General features: G+C 71.4%; 24 protein-coding genes. 10 read left to right on the forward strand and 14 right to left on the reverse strand.

Features of this window, described 5'->3' with window-relative positions:
• The first annotated feature begins 31 nt into the window (after nt 1-31).
• A complete protein-coding gene (gene add / locus ACIGCK_RS00500; RefSeq protein ID WP_396662944.1) occupies nt 32-1,096 on the forward strand; it encodes an adenosine deaminase in 1,065 nt (354 codons plus the stop codon).
• A 13-nt stretch (nt 1,097-1,109) separates the two neighbouring features.
• Here add and ACIGCK_RS00505 read toward each other — a convergent pair whose 3' ends face one another.
• Together ACIGCK_RS00505 and fdhA are read right to left on the reverse strand one after the other, a co-directional pair.
• Nucleotides 1,110-1,511, reverse strand: a complete 402-nt coding sequence (locus ACIGCK_RS00505; protein ID WP_396662946.1) for a heme-binding protein — start codon at nt 1,509-1,511, stop codon at nt 1,110-1,112.
• Nucleotides 1,512-1,555: 44 nt separating this feature from the next.
• Nucleotides 1,556-2,776, reverse strand: a complete 1,221-nt coding sequence (fdhA, locus tag ACIGCK_RS00510) for a formaldehyde dehydrogenase, glutathione-independent (RefSeq protein ID WP_396662947.1) — start codon at nt 2,774-2,776, stop codon at nt 1,556-1,558.
• Between the two features lie 162 nt (nt 2,777-2,938).
• On the opposite strand from fdhA, the gene ACIGCK_RS00515 reads away from it, so the two are divergent.
• Nucleotides 2,939-4,222, forward strand: a complete 1,284-nt coding sequence (locus ACIGCK_RS00515) for a LuxR C-terminal-related transcriptional regulator (protein ID WP_396662949.1) — start codon at nt 2,939-2,941, stop codon at nt 4,220-4,222.
• Nucleotides 4,223-4,249: 27 nt separating this feature from the next.
• On the opposite strand, the gene ACIGCK_RS00520 is transcribed toward ACIGCK_RS00515, so the two are convergent.
• Entirely contained in the window at nt 4,250-7,024 is a 2,775-nt protein-coding gene (locus tag ACIGCK_RS00520; protein WP_396662950.1) for a molybdopterin-dependent oxidoreductase, read from the reverse strand.
• Nucleotides 7,021-7,860, reverse strand: a complete 840-nt coding sequence (locus ACIGCK_RS00525) for an FAD binding domain-containing protein (protein ID WP_396662951.1) — start codon at nt 7,858-7,860, stop codon at nt 7,021-7,023. The genes ACIGCK_RS00520 and ACIGCK_RS00525 overlap by 4 nt, the downstream gene beginning before the upstream one ends.
• A gap of 119 nt (nt 7,861-7,979) precedes the next feature.
• Here ACIGCK_RS00525 and ACIGCK_RS00530 point away from each other — a divergent pair, with 119 nt between their 5' ends.
• The gene (locus ACIGCK_RS00530) at nt 7,980-8,375 is read left to right on the forward strand and encodes a DUF1304 domain-containing protein (protein WP_396662953.1); all 396 of its coding nucleotides are present in this window, start codon (nt 7,980-7,982) and stop codon (nt 8,373-8,375) included.
• Nucleotides 8,376-8,382: 7 nt separating this feature from the next.
• Here the strand turns inward: ACIGCK_RS00530 and ACIGCK_RS00535 are convergent, their stop codons facing one another.
• Together ACIGCK_RS00535 and ACIGCK_RS00540 are read right to left on the reverse strand one after the other, a co-directional pair.
• The gene (locus ACIGCK_RS00535; protein WP_396662955.1) at nt 8,383-9,162 is read right to left on the reverse strand and encodes a nucleoside phosphorylase; all 780 of its coding nucleotides are present in this window, start codon (nt 9,160-9,162) and stop codon (nt 8,383-8,385) included.
• A gap of 99 nt (nt 9,163-9,261) precedes the next feature.
• Nucleotides 9,262-10,362 carry an XdhC family protein gene (locus ACIGCK_RS00540; RefSeq protein WP_396662957.1) on the reverse strand — a complete coding sequence of 367 codons (1,101 nt, stop codon included), beginning with the start codon at nt 10,360-10,362 and terminating at the stop codon, nt 9,262-9,264.
• A gap of 49 nt (nt 10,363-10,411) precedes the next feature.
• Between ACIGCK_RS00540 and ACIGCK_RS00545 the strand changes: the two genes are divergently transcribed.
• Nucleotides 10,412-11,008 (forward strand): NTP transferase domain-containing protein, encoded by a 597-nt coding sequence (locus tag ACIGCK_RS00545; RefSeq protein ID WP_396662958.1) that lies wholly within the window; start codon nt 10,412-10,414, stop codon nt 11,006-11,008.
• A 22-nt stretch (nt 11,009-11,030) separates the two neighbouring features.
• Here ACIGCK_RS00545 and ACIGCK_RS00550 read toward each other — a convergent pair whose 3' ends face one another.
• On the reverse strand, nt 11,031-11,957 hold the full coding sequence (locus tag ACIGCK_RS00550) for a 2-hydroxyacid dehydrogenase (RefSeq protein ID WP_396662960.1): 927 nt from the start codon (nt 11,955-11,957) through the stop codon (nt 11,031-11,033).
• A 192-nt stretch (nt 11,958-12,149) separates the two neighbouring features.
• Between ACIGCK_RS00550 and ACIGCK_RS00555 the strand changes: the two genes are divergently transcribed.
• Nucleotides 12,150-12,581 carry a DUF1761 domain-containing protein gene (locus tag ACIGCK_RS00555; RefSeq protein ID WP_396662962.1) on the forward strand — a complete coding sequence of 144 codons (432 nt, stop codon included), beginning with the start codon at nt 12,150-12,152 and terminating at the stop codon, nt 12,579-12,581.
• A gap of 10 nt (nt 12,582-12,591) precedes the next feature.
• Here ACIGCK_RS00555 and purQ read toward each other — a convergent pair whose 3' ends face one another.
• Both purQ and purS read right to left on the reverse strand, forming a co-directional pair.
• On the reverse strand, nt 12,592-13,299 hold the full coding sequence (gene purQ / locus ACIGCK_RS00560) for a phosphoribosylformylglycinamidine synthase subunit PurQ (RefSeq protein WP_330170873.1): 708 nt from the start codon (nt 13,297-13,299) through the stop codon (nt 12,592-12,594).
• Nucleotides 13,296-13,544: a phosphoribosylformylglycinamidine synthase subunit PurS gene (purS, locus tag ACIGCK_RS00565; protein WP_330170874.1), complete on the reverse strand. Its 249-nt coding sequence runs from the start codon at nt 13,542-13,544 to the stop codon at nt 13,296-13,298. The genes purQ and purS overlap by 4 nt, the downstream gene beginning before the upstream one ends.
• 206 nt (nt 13,545-13,750) lie before the next feature.
• Between purS and ACIGCK_RS00570 the strand changes: the two genes are divergently transcribed.
• From ACIGCK_RS00570 to ACIGCK_RS00590, 5 genes are all read left to right on the forward strand, one after another.
• On the forward strand, nt 13,751-15,022 hold the full coding sequence (locus tag ACIGCK_RS00570; protein ID WP_396662964.1) for an ABC transporter substrate-binding protein: 1,272 nt from the start codon (nt 13,751-13,753) through the stop codon (nt 15,020-15,022).
• A gap of 94 nt (nt 15,023-15,116) precedes the next feature.
• On the forward strand, nt 15,117-16,151 hold the full coding sequence (locus ACIGCK_RS00575) for a carbohydrate ABC transporter permease (RefSeq protein ID WP_396662965.1): 1,035 nt from the start codon (nt 15,117-15,119) through the stop codon (nt 16,149-16,151).
• Nucleotides 16,148-17,065, forward strand: coding sequence for a carbohydrate ABC transporter permease (locus ACIGCK_RS00580; RefSeq protein WP_396662967.1), 918 nt, complete (start codon nt 16,148-16,150; stop codon nt 17,063-17,065). The genes ACIGCK_RS00575 and ACIGCK_RS00580 overlap by 4 nt, the downstream gene beginning before the upstream one ends.
• Before the next feature lie 56 nt (nt 17,066-17,121).
• Complete coding sequence (locus ACIGCK_RS00585; protein ID WP_396662969.1) at nt 17,122-18,588, forward strand: GH1 family beta-glucosidase; 1,467 nt, start codon at nt 17,122-17,124, stop codon at nt 18,586-18,588.
• A 75-nt stretch (nt 18,589-18,663) separates the two neighbouring features.
• Complete coding sequence (locus tag ACIGCK_RS00590; protein WP_396662971.1) at nt 18,664-19,680, forward strand: LacI family DNA-binding transcriptional regulator; 1,017 nt, start codon at nt 18,664-18,666, stop codon at nt 19,678-19,680.
• Nucleotides 19,681-19,699: 19 nt separating this feature from the next.
• On the opposite strand, the gene ACIGCK_RS00595 is transcribed toward ACIGCK_RS00590, so the two are convergent.
• The 5 genes from ACIGCK_RS00595 to lhgO form a co-directional block, all read right to left on the reverse strand.
• The gene (locus ACIGCK_RS00595; RefSeq protein WP_396663960.1) at nt 19,700-20,530 is read right to left on the reverse strand and encodes a VOC family protein; all 831 of its coding nucleotides are present in this window, start codon (nt 20,528-20,530) and stop codon (nt 19,700-19,702) included.
• Between the two features lie 126 nt (nt 20,531-20,656).
• A complete protein-coding gene (locus tag ACIGCK_RS00600; protein WP_396662972.1) occupies nt 20,657-21,982 on the reverse strand; it encodes a uracil-xanthine permease family protein in 1,326 nt (441 codons plus the stop codon).
• Nucleotides 21,983-22,084: 102 nt separating this feature from the next.
• The gene (locus ACIGCK_RS00605) at nt 22,085-23,014 is read right to left on the reverse strand and encodes a phosphoribosylaminoimidazolesuccinocarboxamide synthase (protein ID WP_396662974.1); all 930 of its coding nucleotides are present in this window, start codon (nt 23,012-23,014) and stop codon (nt 22,085-22,087) included.
• A gap of 36 nt (nt 23,015-23,050) precedes the next feature.
• Entirely contained in the window at nt 23,051-24,778 is a 1,728-nt protein-coding gene (locus ACIGCK_RS00610; RefSeq protein WP_396662975.1) for a DEAD/DEAH box helicase, read from the reverse strand.
• A gap of 95 nt (nt 24,779-24,873) precedes the next feature.
• Nucleotides 24,874-26,082 carry an L-2-hydroxyglutarate oxidase gene (gene lhgO, locus ACIGCK_RS00615; protein WP_396662977.1) on the reverse strand — a complete coding sequence of 403 codons (1,209 nt, stop codon included), beginning with the start codon at nt 26,080-26,082 and terminating at the stop codon, nt 24,874-24,876.
• Nucleotides 26,083-26,119 lie beyond the last annotated feature (37 nt).

Raw genomic sequence — 26,119 nt, forward strand, 5'->3', positions numbered from 1 at the left:
GACGCCCCGCCCGCCCGAACCGGAGGACCCGATGATCTCGTACCCCGACTACCTGCGCCTGCTCCCCAAGGCCGAACTGCACTGTCACTTCATCGCGACCATGCGGCCCGAGACGATCCTCGAGCTCGCCGATCGCAACGGTGTGGTCCTGCCCACGCGCGACATCGACTCCCTCCTGGACTCCGACAACCTCCAGGACTTCCTCACGCTCTTCGTCACCGCCAACGACGTGCTGCGCACGGCGGACGACTTCGCCGAGGTGGCGTACCAGGGCGTCGTCGACGCCGTGCGCGATGGCAACCTCCGCTACCGCGAGTATTTCGTCAACTCGCAGAACTCCCGCCGCTACCTCGCCTACCCCGACCTCGTCGACGGGGTCATCGACGGGCTCCGCCGCGCGGAGCGGGAGTTCGGGGTGGGCTTCCGCATCGTCAATGCGATCAACCGCGCTCTCTCGCCGGAGGACGCCGTGGCGATGGTGCGCGAGATGATCGATCATCCGCGCGACGAGGTGGTCGGCATCGGTCAGGACCATCTGACGGAGGACGGCCGGGAGGCGCCCGGGATGTGGGTGGAGGCCTACCGGCTGGCCGAGGCGAACGGGCTCCGGCGCACCGCCCACGTGGCGGAGACGCTTCCCGCCGACCCCGAGAGCGTCCTCGTCGCGATCGACGACCTGCACGTCGACCGGATCGATCACGGCTACCGGGCGGCCGACGACCCCGACGTGCTCGCCCGCCTCGTGGAGTCGCAGGTTCCGGTCGCGTGCACCCCGATCTCGACGCTCGTGCTCTCCGGGTGGGCTCCCGAGCCCGATCACCGCATCGCCCGCCTCATCCGCGCGGGTGCGAACGTCACGCTCTCCACCGACGACGCGGTGTTCTTCCGCACCGACCTCGGCCGCGAATACGTCGAGGGACTCGGCGGCATGGGGTTCGGTCCCGATGTCGCCAAGCGCGTCTCGCTCGCCGGCGTCGAGGCGGCGTGGTGCGACGAGGCGCAGAAGGCGCGGCTGCGCGCCGACTTCCGGGCCCAGCACCTCGCTCTCGACGCCGTGCTCGATCCGGCCTCCCTCCCCGGCGCCGCGGCCGGGTGACGGCGGCCACCGCTCAGAGGGCGGCGGCGCCGGCCTCCGCGACGGTCTGATCCTGCTCCCCGGAGCCCCCGCTGACACCGAGGCCGCCCACGACGACGCCGTCGCGCAGCAGCGGCACGCCGCCGGCGAAGATCGCGACCTTGCCGCCGTTGGTGGTGTGGATGCCGAAGAACTGCTGCGTGGGCTGGGAGTTCTCGCCGAGATCCTTCGTCTGGATGTCGAAGGCGCGGGAGGTCCAGGCCTTGCTGACCGAGATGTCGATGCTGCCGATCCAGGCGCCGTCCTGGCGGACGTGGGCGATGAGGTTGCCGCCGCCGTCGACGACGGCGATGTTCATGGGCTGCCCGATCTCGTCGGCGCGCGCCTCGGCGGCGGCGATGACGGTGCGGGCGTCCGCGAGTGTGAGAGCTGACATGGGTTTCTCCTTCGATCGTGCGGGTGACGGATGCCGCGGCCCGCTCAGGCCGCGATGAATCCGTTCGGATTGAGGACGTACTTGGTGGCGGCCCCGGCATCGAACTCGGCGTACCCGCGGGGGGCGTCCTCGAGCGGGATCGCGGTGGCGTTGACGGCCTTGGCGATCTGCACCTTGTCGTGCAGGATCGCCATCATCAGCTGACGGTTGTACCGCATCACGGGGCACTGGCCGGTTGTGAACGAGAGCGACTTCGCCCACCCCGTTCCGAAGCTCAGCGACAGCGAGCCCTTCTGCGCCGCCTCGTCCGTCGCGCCCGGGTCGCCCGTGACGTACAGGCCCGGGATGCCGATGGCTCCGCCGGCTGCCGTCACGTCCATCAGCGAGTTCAGCACCGTCGCGGGGGCCTCGGCGGCGTCGGCGCCGTGGCCCTGGCCGCGCGCCTCGAAGCCCACGGCATCCACCGCAGCGTCAACCTCGGGCACGCCGAGCAGCTGTTCGAGCTGGTCCGCGATGTCGCCCTCGCCGACGTCGATCGTCTCGCAGCCGAAGCTGCGCGCCTGCGCGAGCCGCTGCCCGTTGAGGTCGCCGACGATCACGACGGCGGCGCCCAGCAGTTGCGCGCCGGCGGCTGCCGCGAGTCCCACGGGTCCCGCGCCGGCGATGTACACGGTGGAGCCGACGCCCACGCCCGCCGTGACGGCGCCGTGGAAGCCGGTCGGGAAGATGTCGGAGAGCATCGTGAGGTCGAGGATCTTCTCCAGCGCCTGCTCCCGATCGGGGAAGACGAGCGCGTTCCAGTCGGCGTACGGCACGAGCACGTACTCGGCCTGACCGCCGACCCAGCCGCCCATGTCGACGTAGCCGTAGGCGCTGCCCGGGCGGTCGGGGTTGACGTTGAGGCAGATGCCCGTCTTGCCCGCCTTGCAGTTGCGGCAGCGGCCGCACGAGATGTTGAAGGGCACCGAGACGATGTCGCCGACCTTGACGAACTCCACGTCGGGGCCGACCTCCACGACCTCGCCCGTGATCTCGTGTCCGAGCACGAGATCGGTGGGGGCGGTCGTGCGCCCGCGGACCATGTGCTGATCGGATCCGCAGATGTTGGTGCTGACCGTCTTGAGGATGACGGCGTGCGGCAGCTTCCTCCCGACGTTCTCGGGGTTCACGCCCGGGCCGTCCTTGAGCTCGAAGCTGGGGTAGTCGATGTCGATGACCTCGACCTTGCCGGGTCCCTTGTAGGCAACGGCGCGATTGCGCGTCATGGTGGCTCCTCTCCGAACCATCGAGCGGGGTGCGAGACGCCGGATCGGCGTCGGCTCGACCAGCCTGCGCCACCCTTTCCGGTAGCGGTATCGACAGTCGGGGTAGTCCGCGCCGTCCGTTCGGGTAGCGCGCACGACGCGCGTCGTGGTTAGCATCGACCGATGCCGTCGAAACGAGCAGTGAGGCCGCGGCGGGGCGATCGGGAGTCGCCCCCGGCCGGAGTGCTCGCCGCCGTCGCCGACATCGTCGCCGCCCCCCTGCCCGAGCTCGCCGCCGCGCTCTCCCGCCACCTGACGCGACGGCTGCCGCATTCGGCGCTCGTGATCCTCGCCGAGGACGACGTCACCCACCCGCTGAAGCACCACGGCGACCCGGGGCTGGTGGCGCGGGTCGGTCTCTCGGAGATGGTCGACGCCCGCTCCCGCCTGCCGGGGACGGGCGTTCTGCGTGCCCGCCTCACGCTCGGCGGCGAGGAGAGGGAGGCGCTGCTCGCGCGCGCCGAGGCAGGCCCGCTGCTCGTCGTCGTGGATCCGGGAGCGGGCGACGACGACGAGCTGCTGCAGCTGTGGCGGATCGTCGCGATGCGCATCCGGCAGCCCGCGCGGGAGGCCCTCCCCAGCTATCTGCTGGAGTCCCGCGCCGCGGCGGGAGTGCGCGCCGAGGTCGTCGCGGAGCTCAGCGACAGCCACTCGCGCACTCTCGAGTCCCTGCTGGCGGTGCTGCGATCGTCATCCACGGACGACCACTCCGCGCGACAGGCGGCGATCGGGGTGGCGGCACGCGCCATGGTGCAGCTGCGCACCTCGACGGATCTCGTCCGCACCTTCACGGAGGAGCCGGTGACGTCGGCCTTCGAGCGGCTGCGGGACGACCTGACGCCTCTCGTGCGCTACCGGGACGTCGAGGTGCAGTTCGTCGAGCCGCCGGTGGACGGGCGGGCCCTGCCGAGCGAGATCGCGCACGGCGCGCGGGCGATCGTGCGCCGTGCGATCCTCGCGTCCGTCGACCAGCCCGGCACCTCCCGCGTGCGCGTGCAGTGGGACTGCGACGGACGGAACCTGCTCATCAACGTGCGGGACGACGGTCCGGGGGACGGTTCGCTCGACCGCGAGGCCTTCGACGATCTGCGCCAGCGGGTCTCGGCCGTCGACGGGGAGGTGACCCTCGCGGTCACGAAGGGCTGGGGATCGGAGCTCTCGGTGGTGCTCCCCCTGGATCCGCCCCACACCCACGGCGAGGACCCGCTCATCGCGCGGCTCGGGCCGCGGGAGCTGCAGATCCTCGACCTCATGACCCAGGGGGCGCGCAATCGCGGCATCGCACAGCGCCTGGGCATCAGCGAGAACACCGTCAAGTTCCACGCGTCGAAGATCTTCCGCAAGCTCGGGGTGTCCTCGCGATCGGAGGCGGCGGCGCTCATCGTCGCCGGTCGCGCCCATCGCTGAGACGGTCCCCGCGATGGGAGTCACGATTCAGCGGGCCTGGGCGAGGCGCCACACCCGATCGCGCGAGAACGGCTGCTCGAACGGCCGCGTGCCGAGGGCGCGGGCGATCGCGTTGCCGATCGCCGGTGCCACGGGGTTGTAGGGCGACTCGCTCATCGACTTGGCGCCGAACGGGCCGAGATCGTCGTTCGTGTCGGCGAAGTGGATCTCCGTCTCCGGGATGTCGGCCATCTGCGGAACCCGGTACAGGCGGAACTGCCCGTTGACGACGGCCCCGGCATCCGTCATGACCTCTTCGTACAGCGCGCTGCCCACGCCCTGAGCCACGCCGCCCTCGATCTGACCGCGGCATTGGGCGGGGTTCATCACGAACCCGGCATCCGCCGCGTGCACCTGCTGCAGGATGCGCACCGACCCCGTCTCGGGATCGACCGCGAGCCGCACGGCGTGCACGTTGAAGGCGAGGGAGCGGTGCTCGCCGAGCTCGCTGCCCACCGCCGTCACGCCGCCGTGGGCGAGCTCGTCGGGGGATGCCGCGCCGACGAGCTCGGCGAAGCCCACCGTCCCCGACGGGGTCGCCACCCCGTCTGGAGTGAGGCGGCACTGCGCCGGCGGCACGGCTGTCACGCGAGCCGCGATCGCGACGAGGCGTTCGCGCAGCGCCAGGCAGGCGGCGTAGAGGGCCTTGCCGGCCACGGTCGTGCCCGCCGAGGCGAACGCGCCGGTGTCGTGCTCGACCTCGTCGGTGTCGGCGTGGGCGAGGGTCAATCGGGCGGAGTCCACCCCGAAGACGGATGCCGCGATCTGCCGTTGCACGGTCGTGGTGCCGTTGCCGAACTCGGCCGTTCCCGTGCGCAGGGCGTACGTCCCGTCGGGTCGGAGCGTCGCGCTCGTGTGCGAGATGTGGCCCCGGGGCGCCATCGTCGCGATCATCGAGGCCGCCATTCCCTCGCCGACGAGCCAGCCGTCGGGGGCCGTGGCGCCGTTGCCGCGCCGCAGGCCGTCCTGCGCGAGGTCGAGGCACTGATCGAGCCCGTAGCTGCCCCAGATCACCTCCTCCTCGATGACGCCGTCGGCGGTCCGCAGCGGGTCGGCCTCGGTCACGGCGTTGATGCGGCGCAGGTCGAAGGGGTCGATGCCCAGACGCTCCGCGAGCATGTCCATTGCCGATTCCACGCCGAGCATGACCTGGCCGAGCCCGTATCCGCGGAACGCGCCGGAGGGCACGTTGTTGGTGTACACGGCCTCGGCGTCCACGCGCGAGACGGGCGTGCGGTAGATCGTCAGCGACTCGGCGCAGCCGTGGAACATGACGCCGATCGCGTGGTTGCCGTACGCGCCCGTGTCGCTGAGCACGTCGAGCTTGACGGCGGTGAGCCGGCCCGCGGCATCCGCCCCCAGTGTCACGCCGACCCGCATCGGGTGACGCACCGAGGCGCGCACGAACTGATCGGCGCGCGAGAACTCGTAGCCGACGGGCCGGCCGGTGCGCAGCACCGCGAGGGCGACGAGGTCTTCGGTGAAGATCTCCTGCTTGCCGCCGAATCCGCCGCCCACCCGAGGCGCGTAGACGCGCACCTTCTCCCGGGGCAGGGCGAGGATGCGGCACAGCTCGTCCCGGGTGAGGAAGGGCACCTGCGTGCTGGAGCGGATGACGAGGCGTCCGTCGTCGTCGAGCCACCCGACCGAGCCGTGGGTCTCGAGCTGCGCGTGGGAGACCCGCGATGTCTGCCACGTGCCCGAGACGGTGACCGCGCTCGCCGCGAGCGCCGCGTCGATGTCGCCGCCGTAGCCCGCGTGCAGGGCCGCGACCACGTTGCGGGAGGCTTCCGCGACGCGATCCTCCGGCGTGCGGTCGGGGTGCAGCAGCGGAGCGCCCGGTGCGCGTGCCTCGTCCGCGTCGAACACCGCGGGCAGAACCTCGTAGTCGATCCGGATGAGCCGGCAGGCCGCATCCGCGGCGGCGGCGGTCTCGGCGACGACGGCCGCGACCCGCTGACCGATGTGCCGCACGACGTCGTCGAGCATCCGGGTGTCGTCGGGGTCGTCGGTGCGATGCTCGTGGCGTCCGGTGGAGTAGCGCGCACGCGGGGCGTCCTCGTGGGTGAAGACGGCGACGACGCCCGGCACGGCGAGAGCGGCGGCCGTGTCGATCGAGCGGATGCGCGCGTGGGCGTGCGGCGATCCGACGACGCGCAGCACGAGGGTGCCCGGAGGCACCTCGTCGAACGTGTAGGGCTCGAGGCCCTGCACCACCCGGCGCGCGGCCTCGGGGGACACCGATGCGCCGACGCCCGAGCCCGTGACGGCGGGCGGGTGCGCGCACGCGTGCTCCGGGGCGCAGCCCGCGGCATCCGCGCGGCGACCGGTCTCCCGCACGGCGCCCATGATGGCCTCGCGGATCGGGCGGTAGCCGGTGCAGCGGCAGAGGCTGCCCTTCATACGACGGTCGAGGTCCGGCAGGTCGTCGGCGCCCAGCGTGGATGCCGTGACGCTCATCCCCGGCGTGCAGAAGCCGCACTGGAAGCCGAAGCTCTCGATGAGGGCGTCCTGCACCGGGTGCAGTTCGCCTTCCGGGGCCAGGCCCGCGGCGGTCGTGACGTGCCTGCCCTCCACTCGGGGGGCCGGGACGATGCAGGAGTGCACGGGCTCGCCGTCCAGCAGCACGGCGCAGGCGCCGCAGTCGCCCGAGTCGCACCCCTTCTTCACCTGGGTGCGCCCCGTCTCCCGCAGAAGCGTGCGCAGGCACTGGCCCGGTCGCGGCTGCGCCTCGACGGCCTCGCCGTCCACTTCGAATCTCATGCGCGGACCTCCCCGTCGGCGAGCTCGCGTCGCGCCCGTTCGGCGAGCACGATCGCCACCCCTCGGCGCCAGTCGGCGCTGCCGAGGGCGTCGGTGTAGTACCCGGATGCCGCCGCGATGTCGTCGGCGAGCTCCTGCGCGGACGGGATGCCGCGGTAGCGGAACACCGTGGGCCGCTGCGTCGCCGCGGTGATCCCGAACACCGTCCCGCCGTCGGCGTCGAGTCGGCCGGTCGCCACGGCTCCCGAGCGGCCCAGTTCGGCGAGGGCGATCTTGTGCAGGACGAGGCGGCCCCGCAGCGTCGCCGCCGGGACGTCGATGCGGCGCAGCACCTCTCCGGGCGCGAGGTCGTTCTCGCCGTTGCCCGTGACGAGGTCTGCGACGAGGGCCCGGCGTTCTCCGCCGTCCGGCGACCAGATCAGCGCGGTGGCGTCGAGGCCCGCCGCGAGCGAGACCATCGCGCCGGCCGCGAAGGAGCGGCAGATGTTGCCGCCCACCGTCGCGGTGTTCCAGATCTTGAACGACGCCAGCAGCGCGTTCGCCGCGTCGGGGAAGGCCGCGGTGGCGGCCCACTCGGCGGGCGGCGTCACGTGATGGCGCCCCTGTGCGAAGGCGACGAGCGTCGCGATCGTGCACGTCGCTCCGATCTGCAGGCCCTCGGGGGTGACGACGAGGTCCTCCCAGCCCATCGTGGTCAGGTCCACGAGACCGGTGATCCGGGGCTGCGGCTCGCCGTAGAGCCAGGTGCCGCCGCCGAGGAAAGTCTCGCCCGCCGCCAGCGCGAGGTCCTCCCGCCTCCGCGCGCTGCGGAAGGACGTCACGGAGGTGAGGTCCACGATTTCTCCCGAGCGGTCGAGTTGTTGATGAGGCGAACACCCCGAGTGAAGCAGGCGTGCATTTCGCCCGTGTTTCCTGTCGGCCGCATGTCAGGCTAGGCGCGTCTGAGGAGGATCGGATGCTCGCCGCAGGACTCGTCCTCGCCGCCCTGGCGGCGCTCGTGCACGTGTACATCTTCTGGCTGGAGTCCCTCGCCTGGAGCGGCGCGCGCAGTCGCCGGATCTTCCGCCTGCGCACCGACGCCGAGGTCGAGCACACGCGCGTCCTCGCGTTCAACCAGGGCTTCTACAACCTCTTCCTCGCCGTCGTGACGGGCGTGGGGATAGGCCTGGTGATGGCGGGAGCCGTCGCCGTGGGGGTCACCCTCGTCCTCGCGGGGACGGGCTCGATGCTCGCCGCGGCGGTCGTGCTCGCGCTCGCGGCGCCGGGAAGGGGCCGGGCTGCGCTCGTCCAGGGCCTGTTCCCGCTTCTCGCCATCGCCCTGACGATCGCGGGAGCCCTGCTGCTGCCCTGAGGGCCGTTCAGAGCTCCAGCTCGACCGCGGTCTCGAGCGCGGCCTCGATGGAGCGCATCCATCCCTCCTTCAGCGCCGCCTTCGTGTCGTCGTACAGGGAGGCGCCGTCGACGAGGTTGCTCGAGCACGCGCACACCATGCCCGCTCGCAGGCCCCGCAGGCGCGCGACGATGTACAGCGCCGAGGCCTCCATCTCCACGTTGAGGATCCCCATGCGGTTGAGCTGCCCGATCCACTCCGGGGTCTCGGCGTAGAAGGCGTCGTCGCTCGCGCTGATGCCGCGGAAGGAAGACGTTCCGGATGCCGCGGCGATCCTGTCGGCGTGGCGGCCGAGCGCGGCCGTGAGCTCGAGGTCGGGCACCGCCGGGAAGCCCTTGGGCAGATAAGCGTCCGTCGTGCCGTCGTTGCGGAAGCTGCCCTCGCTCACGAGCAGGTCGCCCGGTGCGATGCCCGGCTGCAGGCCCGCCGAGCTGCCGACGCGGATGAACGACGTCACTCCCACGCGGGCGAGTTCCTCGACGGCGATCGCGGTGGAGGGGCATCCCAAGCCGGTCGAGGTCGCCGTGATGTGACGCCCTTTGTACCAGCCCGTCATGGTGCGATGCTCGCGGTTGTGGGCGACCTCGCGCACGTCGGTCAGGAACTCCGCGACGAACGGCACGCGGAACGGGTCGCCCGGCAGAAGCGCCACCGACGAGACCTCGCCGGGCGCGATCCCGATGTGGTACTGGCGGGCGTCGACGCCCGCCTGGGACTTGTCGACGGGTGCGGATGCGGGTGCGGACATGAGGACCTCCGGGATGCTGTGACGAACGATGTCGCGACAGTCCCCGCCCTGAGCCGCCCGGCTCGTCACTCCACCGCGAGCGGCGGGAGGTCATGGTTGTTAGGACACGCAGTGCGGGAGCGTAGCACGGTCCTGCGCGGCGTCCGGGGCGTGTGGGTGGATCGGCCCGGAGAGCTCGTGCAGCGGGCGCGCCGTAGCGCCGTGCCGCACAGCCTGGATCTCGGCGAGGGCCGCGATCGCCGCTTCCTCGGGGCTCGATCCGCCGAGGTCGAGCCCGAGCGGCGAGTGGATGCGGGCGAGATCGTCGAGCCCCACGCCCCGCTCGCTCAGAAGCTCGCGACGCCGCGCGACCGTGCCGCGGGCGCCCATCGCGCCGACGAATCCGGCATTCATGCCCAGAGCGGCATGAATCGCGGGGACGTCCAAGCGCTCGTCGTGGGTGAGGACGCACACTGCGGTGCGCATGTCGGTCGAACCCGGTTCCGCCGCCTGCGCGCGCAGGTACTCGGCGGGGTCGGCGACGACGAGGTCTGCGGCGCCGGGGAAGCGCTCGGGGGTGACGAGCAGCTCCCAGGGATCGCAGACGGTGACCGCGAATCCCGCTGCCGCGCCGATGCGGCAGAGGGCCGCCGCGTGTTCGCCCGCGCCGGCGATGATCAGGCGCGGGCGGGGGGCGTGGCAGAGCACGAGGAGGGCGTCGCCGTCGGCGTCGATGCAGCGGGTCTCGCCCAGCAGGCGGGCCGCGTCGAGCTCCGCGTGCACCGCCGCGCTCGCGAGCGGCGCCGCGGTGTCGAGGATCCTCCCCGCGCCGGGCCCCGTGAGGGGGAGCATCACGCTCACGCGCTCGTCGTGCACGGCGCTGCGCAGCGCGCGCAGGGCCACTGCGTCGGTCGCGCGCACGAGATACGCGATCACCTCGACGGTCCCGCCGCAGGCGAGACCTGCCGCGTGGGCCTGCTCGTCGCTGAAGCCGAAGCGCGCCGTCCGGGCGCGCCCGTCGGAGCGCACCTCGTGGGCGAGCGCGATCGCGTCGGACTCCACGCACCCGCCCGAGATCGAGCCGATCAGCTCGCGCGTCCCCGTCACGGCCATCGAGGCTCCGACTCCCCGCGGTGCGCTGCGGGCGACGCGCGTCACGGTCACGACGACGGCGTCGCCGGAGGGGAGGGATGCCAGCAGGCCGTCCGCGATGTCGAGCATGGGTTCACGCTAACCCGCCCCTGTTACGGGCGCGCTACGCTGGCGCACCATGGCACAGCACCCGCACGCGATCGCCGGCGTCGTCCTCGCCGCAGGTGCGGGATCGCGTTTCGGCGGGCCCAAGGCGCTCGCCCGCGATGCGGGCGGGGAGGCGTGGATCGCGCTCGCCGTCGAGGTGCTGAGGGACGGCGGCTGCGCGCCCGTCGTGGTCACGCTCGGCGCCTCCGCGGACCATGCCCAGGCGCTCGTTCCCGCGAACGCCGAGCCGGTGCGGGTCGAGGCGTGGACGCGCGGCCTGTCGGCATCGGTCGCGGCGGGCCTCGACGCGGCGGCCGCGCACGGGGTCGACGCCGTCGTCGTGATGCCCGTCGACACCCCGGATGCCGCGGCATCCGCCGTGCGCCGCGTCATCGCCGCGGCCGGCCCGCGTCCGCGGCGGGCGCTCGTGCAGGCCACGTATGCGCGGCGGCCGGGGCATCCCGTGCTCATCGGGGTCGACCATGTGCGCCCGCTGATCGCGGCCCTGGAGGGCGACCGCGGTGCGCGGGACTACCTGCGTGCGAACGGCGCGGTCGCCCTCGAGTGCGAAGACCTGTGGAGCGGCGCCGACATCGACACGCGATCAGAGCTCGGCTCCGGAGGGTAGGGCGCCGATCGTCCGCCGGCGACTACCGCGTGCCGTCGAGCACGACGTTGAGCGCGGGCTCGCCCCTCACCATGCGCTCGGCCTGCGTGCGCACGAGTCGCGCGATGCGCGGCCGCATCGCGTCGGAGGCGCCGCCCACGTGCGGGGAGACGAGCACTCCGGGCAGGCGCCAGAGCGGGTGGCCCGGCGGCAGGGGCTCGGGATCGGTCACGTCCAGCGCGGCGCGGATGCGACCGCGCTCCACGTGGCGCACCAGCGCGTCGGTGTCGATGAGCGGCCCGCGGCCGACGTTGACGACGAGCGCGCCGTCGGGAAGGGCCGAGAGCACCTCGTCGTCGATGATGTGACGGGTGCTCTCCCCGCCCGGCAGCGTCGTGATCAGGATGTCGGCGCCCGGCAGCAGCTCGCGTAGCTCCGAGACGCCGTGCACGGCCACCCCGTCCTCCTCGCGGGCGCGGGAGGCGACGGGGACGATCTCCACCTCGAACCCCTGCAGGCGGGCGGCCACCGCCTTGCCGACCCCGCCGTACCCCAGCAGCAGCACGCGGCGATCGGCGAGGCTCGGGGTGAAGGCGGTCGTCCAGCTCTCGCTGATCTGTGAGTGCACGAAATGCGGGATGCCGCGCTGGGCCGCCAGCGTCAGGGCGACGGCGAGCTCCGCCGTGGACGTCTCGTGCACGCTCGCGGCGTTGGCGAACACCGTGCCCTCCGGCAGGCGCTCCTTCATCCCCTCGTAGCCGATCGACTGCCCCTGGACGAGGCGCGTCTCCACGGTCTCGAGCATCGGCAGCCGCCTGCCGCCCCCGAGGTAGGGCGGGACCACGATGTCGATGACCGGCCGGGGCGCGGGGGTGGAGAGGTCCCACACGATCACCTCGACGCCCTCCGGCGGGGGTGTCAGGTCTTCGGCGAGCTGCTCGGTGGGCACGGACACGACGACGTGGGTCATGCTTCCAGCCTAGAGACGTCGCGCGGGCCGGGTTCGCGCGCCCGCCCGCACCGCGAACGGTCGCGACGCGCCGTCGCGCGCAGGGCGAAGCGGCGTGTCGCGACCGTTCGCCGGGGGCCAATCGGGGTCTTACCCCCTGCGCCCCGCGCCGCCGGGGGCTACGCTCGGCATCGAACCGAAGGGAGCTTCCCCATGATTCCCGAGATCAACTACTGGGCCGTGCTCATCGCCACGGCATCGAGCATGGTCGTCGGCTCGATCTGGTACACGCCGAAGGTGTTCGGCACGAGGTGGGCGCGGCTCGCGAAGGTCGACATTGACCGGCCCGGCGCGTCCGCCGGGCTGCCGATCGTCGTGACGGTGATCGTGAGCTTCGTCACCGCCTGGGTGCTCGCGGGGGCCGTGGCCATCGCCTGGCACTTCTACGGGGGATCGTTCCTCATGTCCGCGCTCGTGACGGGGCTCCTGCTCTGGGCCGGCTTCACCGCGGCGCGGTTCATCACCCATGACGCGTTCGAGGGTCGCCCGGGCGCGCTCACGGTCATGAACGTCGCGCACGAACTGGTGACGATCGTCGTGATGGCGCTCATCATCGGCGTGTGGCCCCCGGCCGGGACCGTCTGAACCCGCAGGCTCAGGCGGCGGCGCCCACGAGGGCCGCGACGGCGCTTTCGAAGAAGACCCGGCCGTCGGTGCCCGAGCGCATCGCGGCGCGGGTGTCGGGGCCGAAGCCGGGCTCGACCGCGTGCTCGGGGTGGGGCATCAGGCCCACGACGTTTCCGCGCTCGTTGCGCAGGCCGGCGATGTCGCGCAGCGATCCGTTGGGGTTGACGCCCAGATACCGGAACGCCACGAGACCCTCGCCCTCGATCCGATCGAGGGTGTCGTCGTCGGCGATGTAGCCGCCGTCCCCGTTCTTCAGCGGGATGACGATCTCCTGGCCGTCCGCGAAGCCATTGGTCCAGGCGGTGTCGGCGCTCTCGACGCGCAGCCGCTGGTCGCGCCGGATGAACTGCTGGTGGGCGTTTCGGATCAGCCCGCCGGGCAGCAGATGCGCCTCGACGAGCATCTGGAATCCGTTGCAGATGCCGAGCACCGGCATCCCGGATGCCGCGGCATCCTTCACCTCGGTCATGATCGGCGAGTGCGCGGCGATCGCGCCCGCGCGCAGGTAGTCGCCGTAGCTGAATCCGCCGGGGAGCACGATGGCGTCGACGCCCTGCAGGTCGTGGTCGGCGTGCCAGAGCGCGACCGGCTCCGCGCCGGCGAGCGAGACGGCTCGGCGCGCGTCGGCGTCGTCGAGCGAGCCGGGGAAGGTGATGACCCCGATGCGCGTCGTCACGCGACCACCTCGATGTTCACGACATCCTCGATGACCGAGTTCGAGAGGATGTCGTCGGCGACCTCGCGTGCCTTGGCGAGCACGGCGTCGGTGACCTCGCCCTCGACGGAGAGCTCGAAGCGCTTCCCGATGCGGACGGCGCTGAAATCCTCGACCCCCAGGCGGGAGAGGGCTCCGGTGACGGCCTTCCCCTGCGGGTCCAGCAGCTCGGCCTTGGGCATGACGTCGACGACGATGGTGGGCATTCGAGGCTCCGGATGTCGCGGGTGGGGATCGCGGCAAGTCTAGCCGCCGGCGCGTTGCCGTCGCCCCGACCTCGTGCGGCGCGACCCCGGCAAAACTTCTTGACACTCGTGGGATCGCTCCCATAGAGTCACGTCCGATCGATGGGAGCGTTCCCAAATCGGGCGCGCGCCCCCGTCGGCATGCACCGAGACACAAAGGAGTGAACGTGAAATCACGCGTACAGCGGCGCATCGGGATCGTCGCAGCCACAGCCGCCGGATCTGCCCTCGTCCTCGCCGGCTGCGGCGGCGGCGGGTCCGACACCGAGGGCGACACCGACGGCACCACGACCCTGACGCTCGCCACCTTCAACGACTTCGGCTACACCGACGAGCTGCTGCAGGAGTACATGGACGCAAACCCGGGCGTCGAGATCGTGCACAACAGGGCCGCGACCTCGAACGACGCCCGCGCCAACTACTTCCAGAAGCTCGGCAACACCGGCCTCGCCGACATCGAGGCGGTCGAGATCGACTGGTTCGCCGAGATGATGCAGTACTCCGACCTGCTCGCCCCGGTGCCCGACGACCTCAAGGGCCGCTGGCTCGACTGGAAGGAGGCGGCGGCGACGGATGCCGACGGCAGTCTGGTCGCGTACGGCACCGACATCGGGCCCCAGGCCATCTGCTACCGCTCCGACCTGTTCGCCGAGGCCGGCCTGCCCACCGACCGCGCCAGCGTGGCCGAGTTGTTCACGGGGGACTGGGACAACTTCTTCGAGGTCGGCGCGGACTACGTCGCGACGACCGGTCGGCCCTTCATCGACTCCGCGAACTCGGTGCTCCAGGGCATCATGAACCAGATCGAGTACACCTACGAGGAGCCCGACGGCACGATCATCGCCACCGAGAACCCCGAGGTGCAGGAGACGTACGAGACCGTGGTCGAGAAGGCCATCCCGATCTCCGCGTTCCCGGGTCAGTGGACCGATGACTGGTACGCGTCGATGGCGAACGGCGAATTCGCCGCGATGCTCTGCCCGGGCTGGATGCACGGCATCATCTCGGGCGAGGCACCCGAGGTGGAGGGCTGGGACATCGCCGATGTCTTCCCGGGTGGTGGCGGCAACTGGGGCGGGTCGTACCTGACCGTGCCCGCCGACGGAGCGAACGTCGAGGCGGCGCAGGACCTCGCCGCCTGGCTGACGGCGCCCGAGCAGCAGGTCAAGGCGTTCGTGAACGCCGGGACCTTCCCGAGCCAGACCGATGCCTACTCCGACACGAACCTCACCGGGTTCACGAACCCGTACTTCAACGACGCCCCCACCGGCGAGATCGGTGTGGCGCGGGCCGAGGCGGTCGCGGTCTCGCCCTACAAGGGACCGAAGTACTTCCAGTTCCACGACGCGCTGCAGAACGCCGTGACCCGCGTCTTCGACGGCCTCGAGACTCCTGAGGTCTCGTGGGAGAACTGGCTGACCGAGGTGTCAGCCTTCTAGGCGGCTCCATCGCTCGGGGTCCCGTCATCCGATCCAGGATGCCGGGACCCCGACATCCGCCGCTCTCGTCTCCCCGCCGCCGCAAAGGATCCCCGTGACCGACACCGCCACGCGCCCGTCCGTGCAGGACGAGGCCCCGCCGCCCCGCGCACCCCGTGTGCTCTCGTTCAGTCAGAACCTCAGCCGCTTCGACCTGAAGGTCTCGCCCTACCTCTACATCTCGCCGTTCTTCATCCTCTTCGCGGTCACGGGTCTCTTCCCCATCGTCTTCACCGCGGTGATCTCGTTCCAGGACTGGGATCTCGTGCGGGGGGAGGGCACCTTCGTCGGGTTCGACCAGTACATCTGGATCCTGCAGCAGCCCCACTTCTGGACGGCGCTGCGCAACACGTTCAGCATCTTCCTGATCTCCACCGTCCCGCAGCTGATCGTGGCGGTCTTCATCGCGGCGCTGCTCGATCGCAACATCCGCGCCAAGACCTTCTGGCGGATGGGTGTGCTGCTGCCCTACGTCGTGGCCCCCGTCGCGGTGGCGCTCATCTTCTCCAACCTGTTCGCCGACCGGTTCGGGCTCGTCAACACGCTGCTCGGCGGCATCGGCATCGGCCCGATCCCCTGGCACACGGATCCGTTCTGGAGCCACGTCGCGATCGCGACGATGGTGAATTTCCGCTGGACCGGCTACAACACGCTGATCCTGCTCGCGGCCATGCAGGCCGTCAACCGGGACTACTACGAGGCCGCCGCGATCGACGGCGCGGGCGCATTCCGGCAGTTCGTCTCCATCACGCTGCCCTCGCTCAAGCCGACGCTGATCTTCGTGATCATCACCTCGACGATCGGCGGACTGCAGATCTTCGACGAGCCGCGCATGTACGACCAGTTCGGACGGGGCGGGGCCGCGCAGCAGTGGCTGACGATCACGCTCTACCTGTACGACATCGGCTGGGGGCAGTGGAACTTCGGCCGCGCCGCGGCGATGGCCTGGATCCTCTTCCTGATCATCATCGTGATCGGGCTGATCAACCTGTTCGTCACACGTTCCCTCGTGCGCGACGAGGGTCGACGCGGAGCCATGTCGCGCAGCCACCGGCGCGCGGAGCGCCGTGCACGAAAGGACGCCCGATGACCTCGCTCGGAACACCTCCGCTCGCCATCGCCGACAGCAGCATCCCGAACGCGCGCAAGAGCCGCCGTGGCGCTCGCGCCATCCGCATCCGGGGCAACCGCCCGGGTGTCTGGACGTACGTCGCCCTCGGGGTCGTGCTCGTCGCCTCGATCTTCCCGTTCTACTGGTCGTTCCTGATCGGCTCCGGCGACGCCAGCACGATCCGCGACCCGAACGTCTCGTGGATCCCGGGCGGCAACTTCCTGTCCAACGCGGCGGCGGTGATGTCCGATCCCGCCGTGAACTTCTGGCCGGCGCTGTGGAACTCGATCTACAGCTCGGCGCTCATCGCGCTCTCGGTCGTGGCCTTCTCCACCCTCGCCGGGTGGGCGTTCGCCAAGCTGCGCTTCCGCGGGAGCGCGTGGCTGCTCGTGTTCGTCATCGCCACGATGGCCGTGCCGATGCAGCTGGGCGTCGTCCCGCTCTACATCCTCTTCAGCGACCTCGGCTGGACCGGCAGCATCGGGGCGATCATCATCCCCTCGCTCACGAGCGCGTTCGGGGTGTTCTGGATGACGCAGTATCTGCGCCAGGCGGTGCCCGACGAGCTCATCGAGGCGGCACGCGTCGACGGGGCGTCGATGATCCGCACGTTCTGGACCGTCGGGCTCGTCGCGGCCCGCCCCGCGGCGGCGATGCTGGGTCTGTTCACCTTCGTCACGGCATGGAACAATTTCTTCTGGCCGTTCATCGTGCTCGACCGGCAGAACCCGACCCTCCCGGTCGCGCTGTCGCTGCTGCAGTCCAACTACTTCGTCGACTACTCGATCGTGCTCGCCGGCGTGCTGCTGTCCACCATCCCCCTGCTCATCCTCTTCGTGTTCGCGGGGAGGCAGCTGGTGAGTGGCATCATGCAGGGGGCAGTCAAGGGCTGAGGCTGCTGCGTCACAGCGCCTTCCGTCCGTCATCTCCACCGAGAAAGGAGCGCGCGATGAGCGTGCCCGAAACACGTCCATTCCCGACCGACTTCCTGTTCGGCGCGGCCACCGCCGCGTACCAGATCGAGGGAGCGGCCTTCGAGGACGGGCGGACTGCATCCATCTGGGACGCTTTCGCGCGCGTTCCCGGAGCCGTCATCAACGCCGACAACGGCGACGTCGCCTGCGACCACTACCACCGGTACCGCGACGACGTCGCGCTGATGCAGCGCTTGGGGCTGCAGACGTACCGGTTCTCGACGTCGTGGTCGCGGGTGCGTCCCGACGGCGGCGCGGTGAACCCGGCGGGCCTGGACTTCTACAAGCGTCTAGTGGACGAGCTGCGCGAGGCGGAGATCATCCCGTGGCTGACGCTGTACCACTGGGACATGCCGCAGGCCCTCGAGGAGAAGGGCGGATGGACCTCGCGGGAGACCGCCGAACGGTTCGCGGAGTACGCGCTCTCGGTGCACGACGCGCTGGGCGATCGCGTCGGCATCTGGACCACGCTGAACGAGCCGTGGTGCTCGTCCTTCCTCGGATACACGGCGGGAGTGCACGCCCCGGGGCGGCAGAGCGTCACCGACGGGGTCCTCGCCGCGCACCACCTCCTTCTCGGGCACGGCACGGTGGTGCGGGAGCTTCGCGCCCGCGACGCGGATCTCGAGCTCGGCATCACGCTCAACCTGACGGTCGCCGAGCCGGTGGATCCGGCCGACCCCGCCGACGACGACGCAGCCCGGCGCATCGACGGGCAGTTCAACCGATGGTTCCTCGATCCGATCTTCCGCGGGCAGTATCCGGACGACGTCCTCGGCGATCTCGTCACGGTGGATGCCGCGGCCCGCGCCGCCCTCGACGCCGCCATCCTTCCGGGCGACCTCGAGACGATCGCCACGCCCATCGACACCCTCGGCGTGAACTACTACCACGGCGAGTTCGTCGGCGGCCGCGAGGCCCCGAACCCCCCGCGGCCCGGGGAAGCCCCCACGGACCGCGAGGGAAGGTCTCCGTTCCCCTCGCACGAGGGCATCTTCTGGCACGAGCGGGGCTTGCCGCGCACGTCGATGAACTGGGAGGTGCAGCCCGAGGGCCTCACGACCCTGCTCGAACGGGTGTGGGAGGAGTATGCGCGACCGGCCGGCACGACGCTGTACGTGACCGAGAACGGGGCGGCGTACGACGATGTCGTCACGATGTCGGAGTCCGGTCCCCGCGTGCACGATGAAGAGCGCCGCGAGTTCGTCCGCATGCACCTGTCGGCGGTCCTCGACGCCCTCGCGGCAGGGGTCGACGTGCGCGGGTACTTCTACTGGTCGCTGCTCGACAACTACGAGTGGGCGTGGGGGTACGAGAAGCGGTTCGGCATCGTGCGGGTGGACTACGACACCCAGGAGCGCACCGTGAAGGACAGCGGCCTGGAGTATGGTCGCATCATCGCCGCGCGTGCCCTCGACCCGGAGTCGGCCGCGCGACGCTGACCCGTCCCGCGCCCGGGGCTCGACGTCGAAGCGCCGCTGCGCCCGCCGCCGTGCCGCACCCCGATGAGAGAAGACATGTCCACCGACGCCGTTCGCGACACCCCGACGATCGAGCAGGTCGCCGCGGCGGCGGGGGTATCGCGCTCCACCGTCTCGCGGGTGGTGAACGGCTCGAACGCCGTCAGCCCCGCGGCGCTCGCGGCGGTCAAGGGTGCGATCGAGCGTCTCGCCTACGTGCCCAACCGCGCGGCACGCTCGCTCGCGAGCCGGCAGACCCACGCGATCGCCCTCGTGGTGCCGGAGGACGTGTCGCAATTCTTCGGGGACCCGTATTTCGCGAGCATCGTGACCGGCATCAGTCGTCGCCTCAGCGAGAGCGACTACCTGCTGAACCTCATCATCGCGTCGGACGATCCCCGCAACAAGACGGCGTCGTTCGTGCGCGGCGGGGCGGTCGACGGGGCCTTGGTCGCGTCGCAGCACGCCGGCGATGGCTTCATCGAGGCGATTGCCGCCGCCGTCCCGCTCGTGTTCGGCGGCCGTCCGGCCAGGTGGAGCGACACGCACCACTTCGTCGACGTCGACAACGTCGCGGGTGCTCGCGTGGCGACGCAGCACCTCATCGAGCGTGGGCGGACCCGCATCGCGACGATCGCGGGTCCGCTGTCGATGCCCGTCGGCATCGACAGGCTCGCCGGCTGGCGTGCGGCCCTCGCCGATGCCGGGCTGCCCGAGGGGCCCATCGAAGACGGGGGTTTCAAGTCCGCTCTCGCCGAGGACGCGATGCGACGGATGCTCGCAACGGGAAGACCGTTCGACGGGCTCTTCGTCGCGAGCGACATGATGGCGCGCGCCGCGATCCGCGTGCTCACCACCGAGGGTATCCGGGTGCCCGAGGACGTCGCGATCGTCGGCTACGACGACACTCCGGTCGCCACCGATCGCGAGCCCCAGCTGACGACGATCCGTCAGCCGCTCGAGCGGATGGGCGAGACGATGGCGTCGTTGCTGATCCAGGTGATCGCGGGCACGGCACCGGCGGAGCGGGCGCTGATCATGCCCACCGAGCTCGTGGTGCGCGAGACGACCTGATTCCGCGGATCCGCGGAGCTCAGCCGCGACCGGGGGAGCTCGCCAGGAGCGCGTTCCCCCAGGGGTCCTCGAACGACAGCGTGCGTCCGTCATCCTGCACGGCCGTGCCGAAGTGGGCCAGGCGCTCGCCCAGACCGCCCAGGGCGTCGTCGTCGGGGAGCGTGAGATCGATGCGGCCGAGCCCGAGCGCCGGCATGCGGGGCCCCGCGCCCCGAGAGTTCCACACGTTCATCGCCATGTGGTGGTGGTAGCCGCCGGCACTGACGAACAGCGCCTGGCCGCCGAGGGCGGCCGTCTGGTCGAAGCCGAGCCGGCCCACGTAGAACTCGTGAGCGGTGGCGATGTCGCCGACGGACAGGTGCACGTGGCCGACGGATGCCGGCGACGAGCCGCTCGCGGCATCCTCGCTCAAGTGCTCGCGGAGGAAGGCGGCCGGGTCGAGATGCAGCGTCGCCATCTCGATCTGCCCGTGGGTCCACGACCACGTCGTCCGGTCGCGATCCCAGTACAGCTCGATCCCGTTCCCCTCCGGGTCGGTGAGGTAGAACGCCTGGCTCACGAGGTGGTCGGCGCTGCCGGTGAACGTGTGGGGCGCCCGGGTCGCGACGGAGTACAGGGCCGCCGCGAGATCGGCCTGGCTCTCGAAGAGGATCGCGGTGTGGAACAGCCCGGCCGACCGCGGCGCGGCGGCGCGCAGGTGGGGGCTGTGCCGGAGCACCACGATGACCCGGCCGTCGCGGCCGAGCGCGACGGTGTCACCCTGGGCGTCGATCACGGTGAGCGTGATCACGTCGCGGTAGAACCGCGTCATCGCGTCGAGGTCGGCGACGTCGAGCGTGACGGCACCCATCGTCGTGGCCGGGTCGATGCCCGGGCGGGCTGTCTCATTCACATGTATGCATAACGCGCGGCGAGGTGCGGGCATTCCGCGGGTCCCGGCCCGCCGATGGCCGGTCGGCGGGCCGGGAACCCCCGATCAGTCCTGCGGGTCTCCGCCGATCTGTCCGACCACCGGCAGCGGGCCTCCGTCGTCGGCGCCGGTGCGACGCCAGCGGGCGATCGCGTTGCCCGCGTGATAGATCACGAGCGCGGCGGCCGCGCCGAGCACGATCGCGCCGAGCTGGAAGCCGCCGCCCAAGTCCATCGTGAATCCGGCGATCGCGATCACGAGTGCGACGGCCCCGGTGTACTGGTTGACGGGCCGGGAGAAGTCCACGCGGCCCTCGACCCAGATCTTGATGCCGATGATGCCGATGAGCCCGTAGAGCGCCGTCGTGACCCCGCCGAGCACGCCCGCGGGGATCGAGTTGAACACCTCGCCGACCTTCGGCGAGAGGCTGAGGAGGATCGCGACCGATCCCGCCACCCAGTACGCGGCCGTGGAGTAGACCCGGGTCGCCGCCATGACGCCGATGTTCTCGCCGTAGGTGGTCGTGCCCGATCCGCCGAAGGCTCCCGCGAGGGCGGTGGCGGCGCCGTCCGCGATGAGCGCGCGACCGGTCGAGGCGTTGACCCGGTCATCCGTCATCGTCGCGACGCCGCGCACGTGGCCGACGTTCTCGGCGATCAGCACGAGCACGACGGGCAGGAACATCGCGATGACGCCCCACGTGCCGGGCGAGGCGAAGTCGGGCAGGGTGAAGGAGGGCAGGCCGATCCACGAGGCATCCGCCACCGCGGCGTAGTCGACCTCGCCGCGCAGCAGCGCCACGACGTATCCGACGATGACGCCGACGAAGATCGAGATGCGTCCGAGGAAGCCCCGGAACAGGACGCTGAAGAGCACGACCGCGACGAGGGTGATGGTGGCCGTGATCGGCGCCTGCTGGTAGCTGTCCCACGCCACCGGCGCGAGGTTGAAGCCGATCAGGGCGACGATCGCGCCCGCGACGACGGGCGGCATGAGCCGGTTGATCCACCCGAGGCCCGCGAACTGCACGACGACGCCCACGAGGGCGAGCAGGACGCCGGTGGCCACGATCCCCGCGAGGGCCGACCCCATGCCCGCCGACGCGGTGGCCGCCGTGACGGGCGCGATGAAGGCGAACGAGGAGCCCAGGTAGCTGGGCAGCCGGTTCTTCGTGATGAGCAGGAAGAGGATCGTCCCGACGCCGCTGAACAGCAGCGTCGTGGCGACGGGGAACCCCGTGATGGCGGGTACGAGGAACGTCGCCCCGAACATCGCGACGACGTGCTGCACGCCGACGGCGGCGGTGAGCGGCCAGTTCAGGCGCTCGTTCGGCGCCACGACGGCGTCGGGGGCGACGGTGCGGCCGTCGCCGTGCAGGCTCCACAGGGGCATGGGTTCTCCGTTCGGAAGGGTTGTCGGGTCGGACGCCGCGGTCGGCGCCCGACCCGGCTGCGCGAGGTGCGCAGTGAGTCGGGCTGGTGTCTCGTCGGGCGCTCAGGCGCCGGTGAGTCGCGTGAGCAGCTCGCGGTAGCGCGCGCTCGTGCGGTCGATGATGTCCGCCGGCAGGGCGGGCGGCTCGCCCGTGCGATCCCAGTGGGCGCCGAGCCAGTCGCGCACGATCTGCTTGTCGAAGCTCGCCATCCGCTGCTCGGGCGTGCCGCCGGCGTTCCACGCCTGTGCGTCCCAGTAGCGCGACGAGTCGCTCGTGAGCACTTCGTCGGCCAGGCGCAGCACGCCCTCCTCGTCGACGCCGAACTCGAACTTCGTATCGGCCAGGAGCAGGCCGCGCTTCTCCGCCAGGGCCGCCGCGCGCCGGTAGATCTCGAGCGAGAGGTCGCGCAGCTGCGCGGCCCGCTCGGCGCCGACCAGCTCGACCGTGCGCTCGTAGGCGATGTTCTCGTCGTGCTCGCCGAGGGGGGCCTTGTATGCGGGCGTGTAGATCGGCTCGGGAAGCCGGTCGCCGTTGCCCAGGCCCTCGGGCAGCCCGATGCCGCACACCGTGCCCGAGGCCTGGTACTCCGCCCACCCCGAGCCCGTCAGATACCCGCGGACGACGCACTCGATCGGCGCCATCTCCAGCGAACGCACGACCATCGCGCGGCCGGCGACCGCGTCGGGCACCCGCGAGCGGGCGTCGTCGTCGAGACCGAGGTCGGCGGCGGCCACGAGGTGGTTCGGGATGCCGCGGCCACCGTCGCCGCCGGCGAGCATGTCGAACCACCACAGGCTCAGGGTCGTCAGCAGCTCGCCCTTTCCGGGGATGCCGGGCGAGAGTACGTGGTCGAACGCGCTGACCCGGTCGGAGGCCACCACCAGCATCCGCTCGGCCACGCCGCCCTCGGGTGTCGTGTCCGGGACGTACAGGTCGCGCACCTTGCCGGAGTAGACGTGCCGCCAGCCGGGAAGATCGTGGGGGGAGCTCACCCGCCCATTATCGCGGAGGCGCGCGGCGCGCCGTGGTCAGCGCCGCCGGGGGCGGTCCTCGCGCTTCGCGGAGGCGCCGTGGCGGTCGGGCTTGAGCTCGATGAGCTGGCCGCTGATGCGCGTGCCCTCGAGCCTGCGCAACGTGTCGCGGGGGAGCTCTGCCGGCAGCTCGACGAGCGAGAAGTCGGTGCGGATCTGGATCGCGCCGAAATCCTCCCGGCGCAGCCCGCCCTCGTTGGCGAGGGCGCCGACGATCTGGCGGGGCTCGACGCGGTGCCGGCGGCCGACCGAGATGCGGTAGGTCGCGCGCGTCGCGCCGCCGTCGCGGCTGCGGCGCTCGCGGCCGCCGCGGTCGGTACCCGGGCGCGCGTCGCGCTCGCGCCCGCCACGCGGTTCCGGCGCGGCGTCGGGCTCGAGCAGCAGCGGGGTGTCGCCCTGCGCGACGATCGCGAGCGCCGCCGCGACATCCGCTTCGGGAACGTCGTGGTGCTCGACGTAGTGGGCGACGATGTCGCGGAAGACGCCGATCTGCGACGGATCGGCGAGGGCCGCGGTGATCGCGTCGTCGAAGCGGGTGAGGCGCGTGGCGTTGACGTCGTCGACGCTCGGCAGCTTCATCTCGGTCAGGGGCTGGCGGGTAGCCTTCTCGATCGCGGAGAGCATGCGGCGCTCGCGGGGCGTGACGAAGCTGATCGCCGCCCCCGTGCGCCCGGCACGGCCCGTACGCCCGACGCGGTGCACATAGGACTCGGTGTCGATCGGCAGGTCGTAGTTGACGACGTGGCTGATGCGGTCGACGTCGAGGCCGCGCGCCGCGACATCCGTCGCGACGAGGATGTCGAGCTTGCCGCTCTTGAGCTGGTTCACGGTGCGCTCGCGCTGCGCCTGCGCGACGTCGCCGTTGATGGCGGCGGCGGTGTAGCCGCGGGCCCGCAGGCGCTCGGCGAGGGTCTCGGTCTCGTTCTTCGTGCGCGTGAAGACGATCATGCCCTCGAAGTTCTCCACCTCGAGGATGCGCGTGAGCGCGTCCACCTTCTGCGGGTACGACACGACGAGGTACCGCTGCGTGATGTTCGCGGAGGTCGTGGTCTTGGTCTTGACCGTGATCTCTTCGGGGTCGTTGAGGTACTGGCCCGAGATGCGGCGGATCTGCGCCGGCATGGTCGCGGAGAAGAGGGCCACCTGCTTGCCGGAGGGGGTGTCGGCGAGGATCGTCTCGACGTCCTCCGCGAAGCCCATCTTGAGCATCTCGTCGGCCTCGTCGAGCACGAGGAAGCGCAGCTCGGAGAGGTCGAGGGTGCCCTTGTCGAGGTGGTCCATGATGCGGCCGGGGGTGCCCACGACGATGTGCACGCCGCGGCGGAGGGCGGAGAGCTGCTGGCCGTATCCCTGGCCGCCGTAGACCGGCAGCACGTGCACGCCGCGCAGGTGCGCCGCGTACTTCTCGAAGGCTTCGCACACCTGCAGGGCCAGCTCGCGGGTCGGTGCGAGCACGAGTGCCTGCGGCGTCTTCTGCGACAGATCCAGCTGGGAGAGGATCGGAAGTGCGAAGGCGGCGGTCTTGCCCGTGCCGGTCTGGGCGAGACCGACGACGTCGCGGCCCGACAGCAGGGGCGGGATCGTCGCGGCCTGGATGGCGGACGGGGTCTCGTACCCCACGTCCTTCAGTGCTTTCAGCACCGCGTCGTCGAGACCGAGGTCGGTGAAGGTGGATTCGACGAGGGCAGGCTCTGCCTCGGCGTGCGTGTTCTCGGAGGAGGCCATACTGCGACCGTAGCCGGGTGCCTGCCCCGTCGCGACCCGGCGCGCGCGGGCGGACGCCCCGAGGGGTCGGCGCGGGCCCCGGCGACCGGCGCGGCTCAGGCCCGGGCGCGGCTCAGGTAGTGCTCGATCACGTACTGCGCGATCGCGATCGAGCTCGTCGCGGCGGGGGAGGGAGCGTTGCGCAGCACCGTGACGGGCCCCACCTGGTCGACCGCGAAGTCATCGAGCAGCTCCCCGGCCCGGCCCCAGGCCTGCGCGCGCACGCCCGCCGACGTCTTCGCCGTCAGGTCGCTCATCCGCAGCTCGGGGATGAAGCGCCGCGCCTTGCGGTAGTAGAGCGGCTTGATGAGCGATCCGCTGATCTCGTCCACCCCCATGCGCCAGTGCTGCTTCGCGAGCGGCCATGCGCCGGGCCACCGCAGCGACGCCATCGTGTCCTTCGGAGAGATGCGCAGCCAGCCGTATCCCTCGCGCGCCAGCGCCGGCACCGCGTTGGGCCCGACGTGGATGTCGTCGTACACGCCGCGGGTGAAGTGCACGCCCAGGAAGGGGAAGCGAGGGTCGGGGACCGGGTAGATCATGCCGCGCACGAGGTCGCCGCGCTCGGGCGCGAGCTCCCAGTACTCGCCGCGGAAGGGGAGGATCCTGGGCGACGGGTCGGCCCCGACGAGCTGCGCGACGACATCGGACTGCAGGCCCGCGCACGCGATCACTCGGTCGAACACGTGCTCTCCCGAGGGGGTGACCACCCGCACGGCGCCGTTCTCCAGGTGGATGCCGGTCACCTCGCTGTGCAGCAGGATGTGGCCGCCCGCCGCGCGCACATCCTGCGCCATCGCCTCGGTGATGGCGGCGTAGTCCACCGACGCGGTGTGCGGCGAGTGCACCGCGGCGACGCCCGCGACGTGCGGCTCGATCTCCCGGATCCGGCCGACGTCGTCGATGCGCACCAGGTCGGGCACGCGGTTCTCGATCGAGCGGCGTTGAATCTCGGCGAGAGCGGGCAGTTCGGTCTCGTCCACCGCGACGACGAGCTTGCCCACCTCGCGGTAGGGCAGCCCTTTCTCCTCGCAGAACTCGCGGATCGACACGCGTCCCGCGGCGCACAGCGTCGCCTTCAGCGATCCGGGCTTGTAGTACAGGCCGGCGTGCACGACGCCGGAGTTGTGTCCGGTCTGGTGCGCCGCGAGACGCGACTCCTTCTCGAGGACGGTCACCTCGCCCGCACCCGTCGTCGCCAGTTCGCGTGCGAGCGCGACGCCGACGATTCCGCCCCCGATGATCCCGATGCGGTCAGCAGACATCCCGAGCTCCCCCCAGAAACACGGTGCCCCCTGCACC

The organism is Microbacterium sp. NPDC078428, assembly GCF_044542535.1.
Classification (GTDB): Bacteria; Actinomycetota; Actinomycetes; order Actinomycetales; family Microbacteriaceae; genus Microbacterium; species Microbacterium limosum.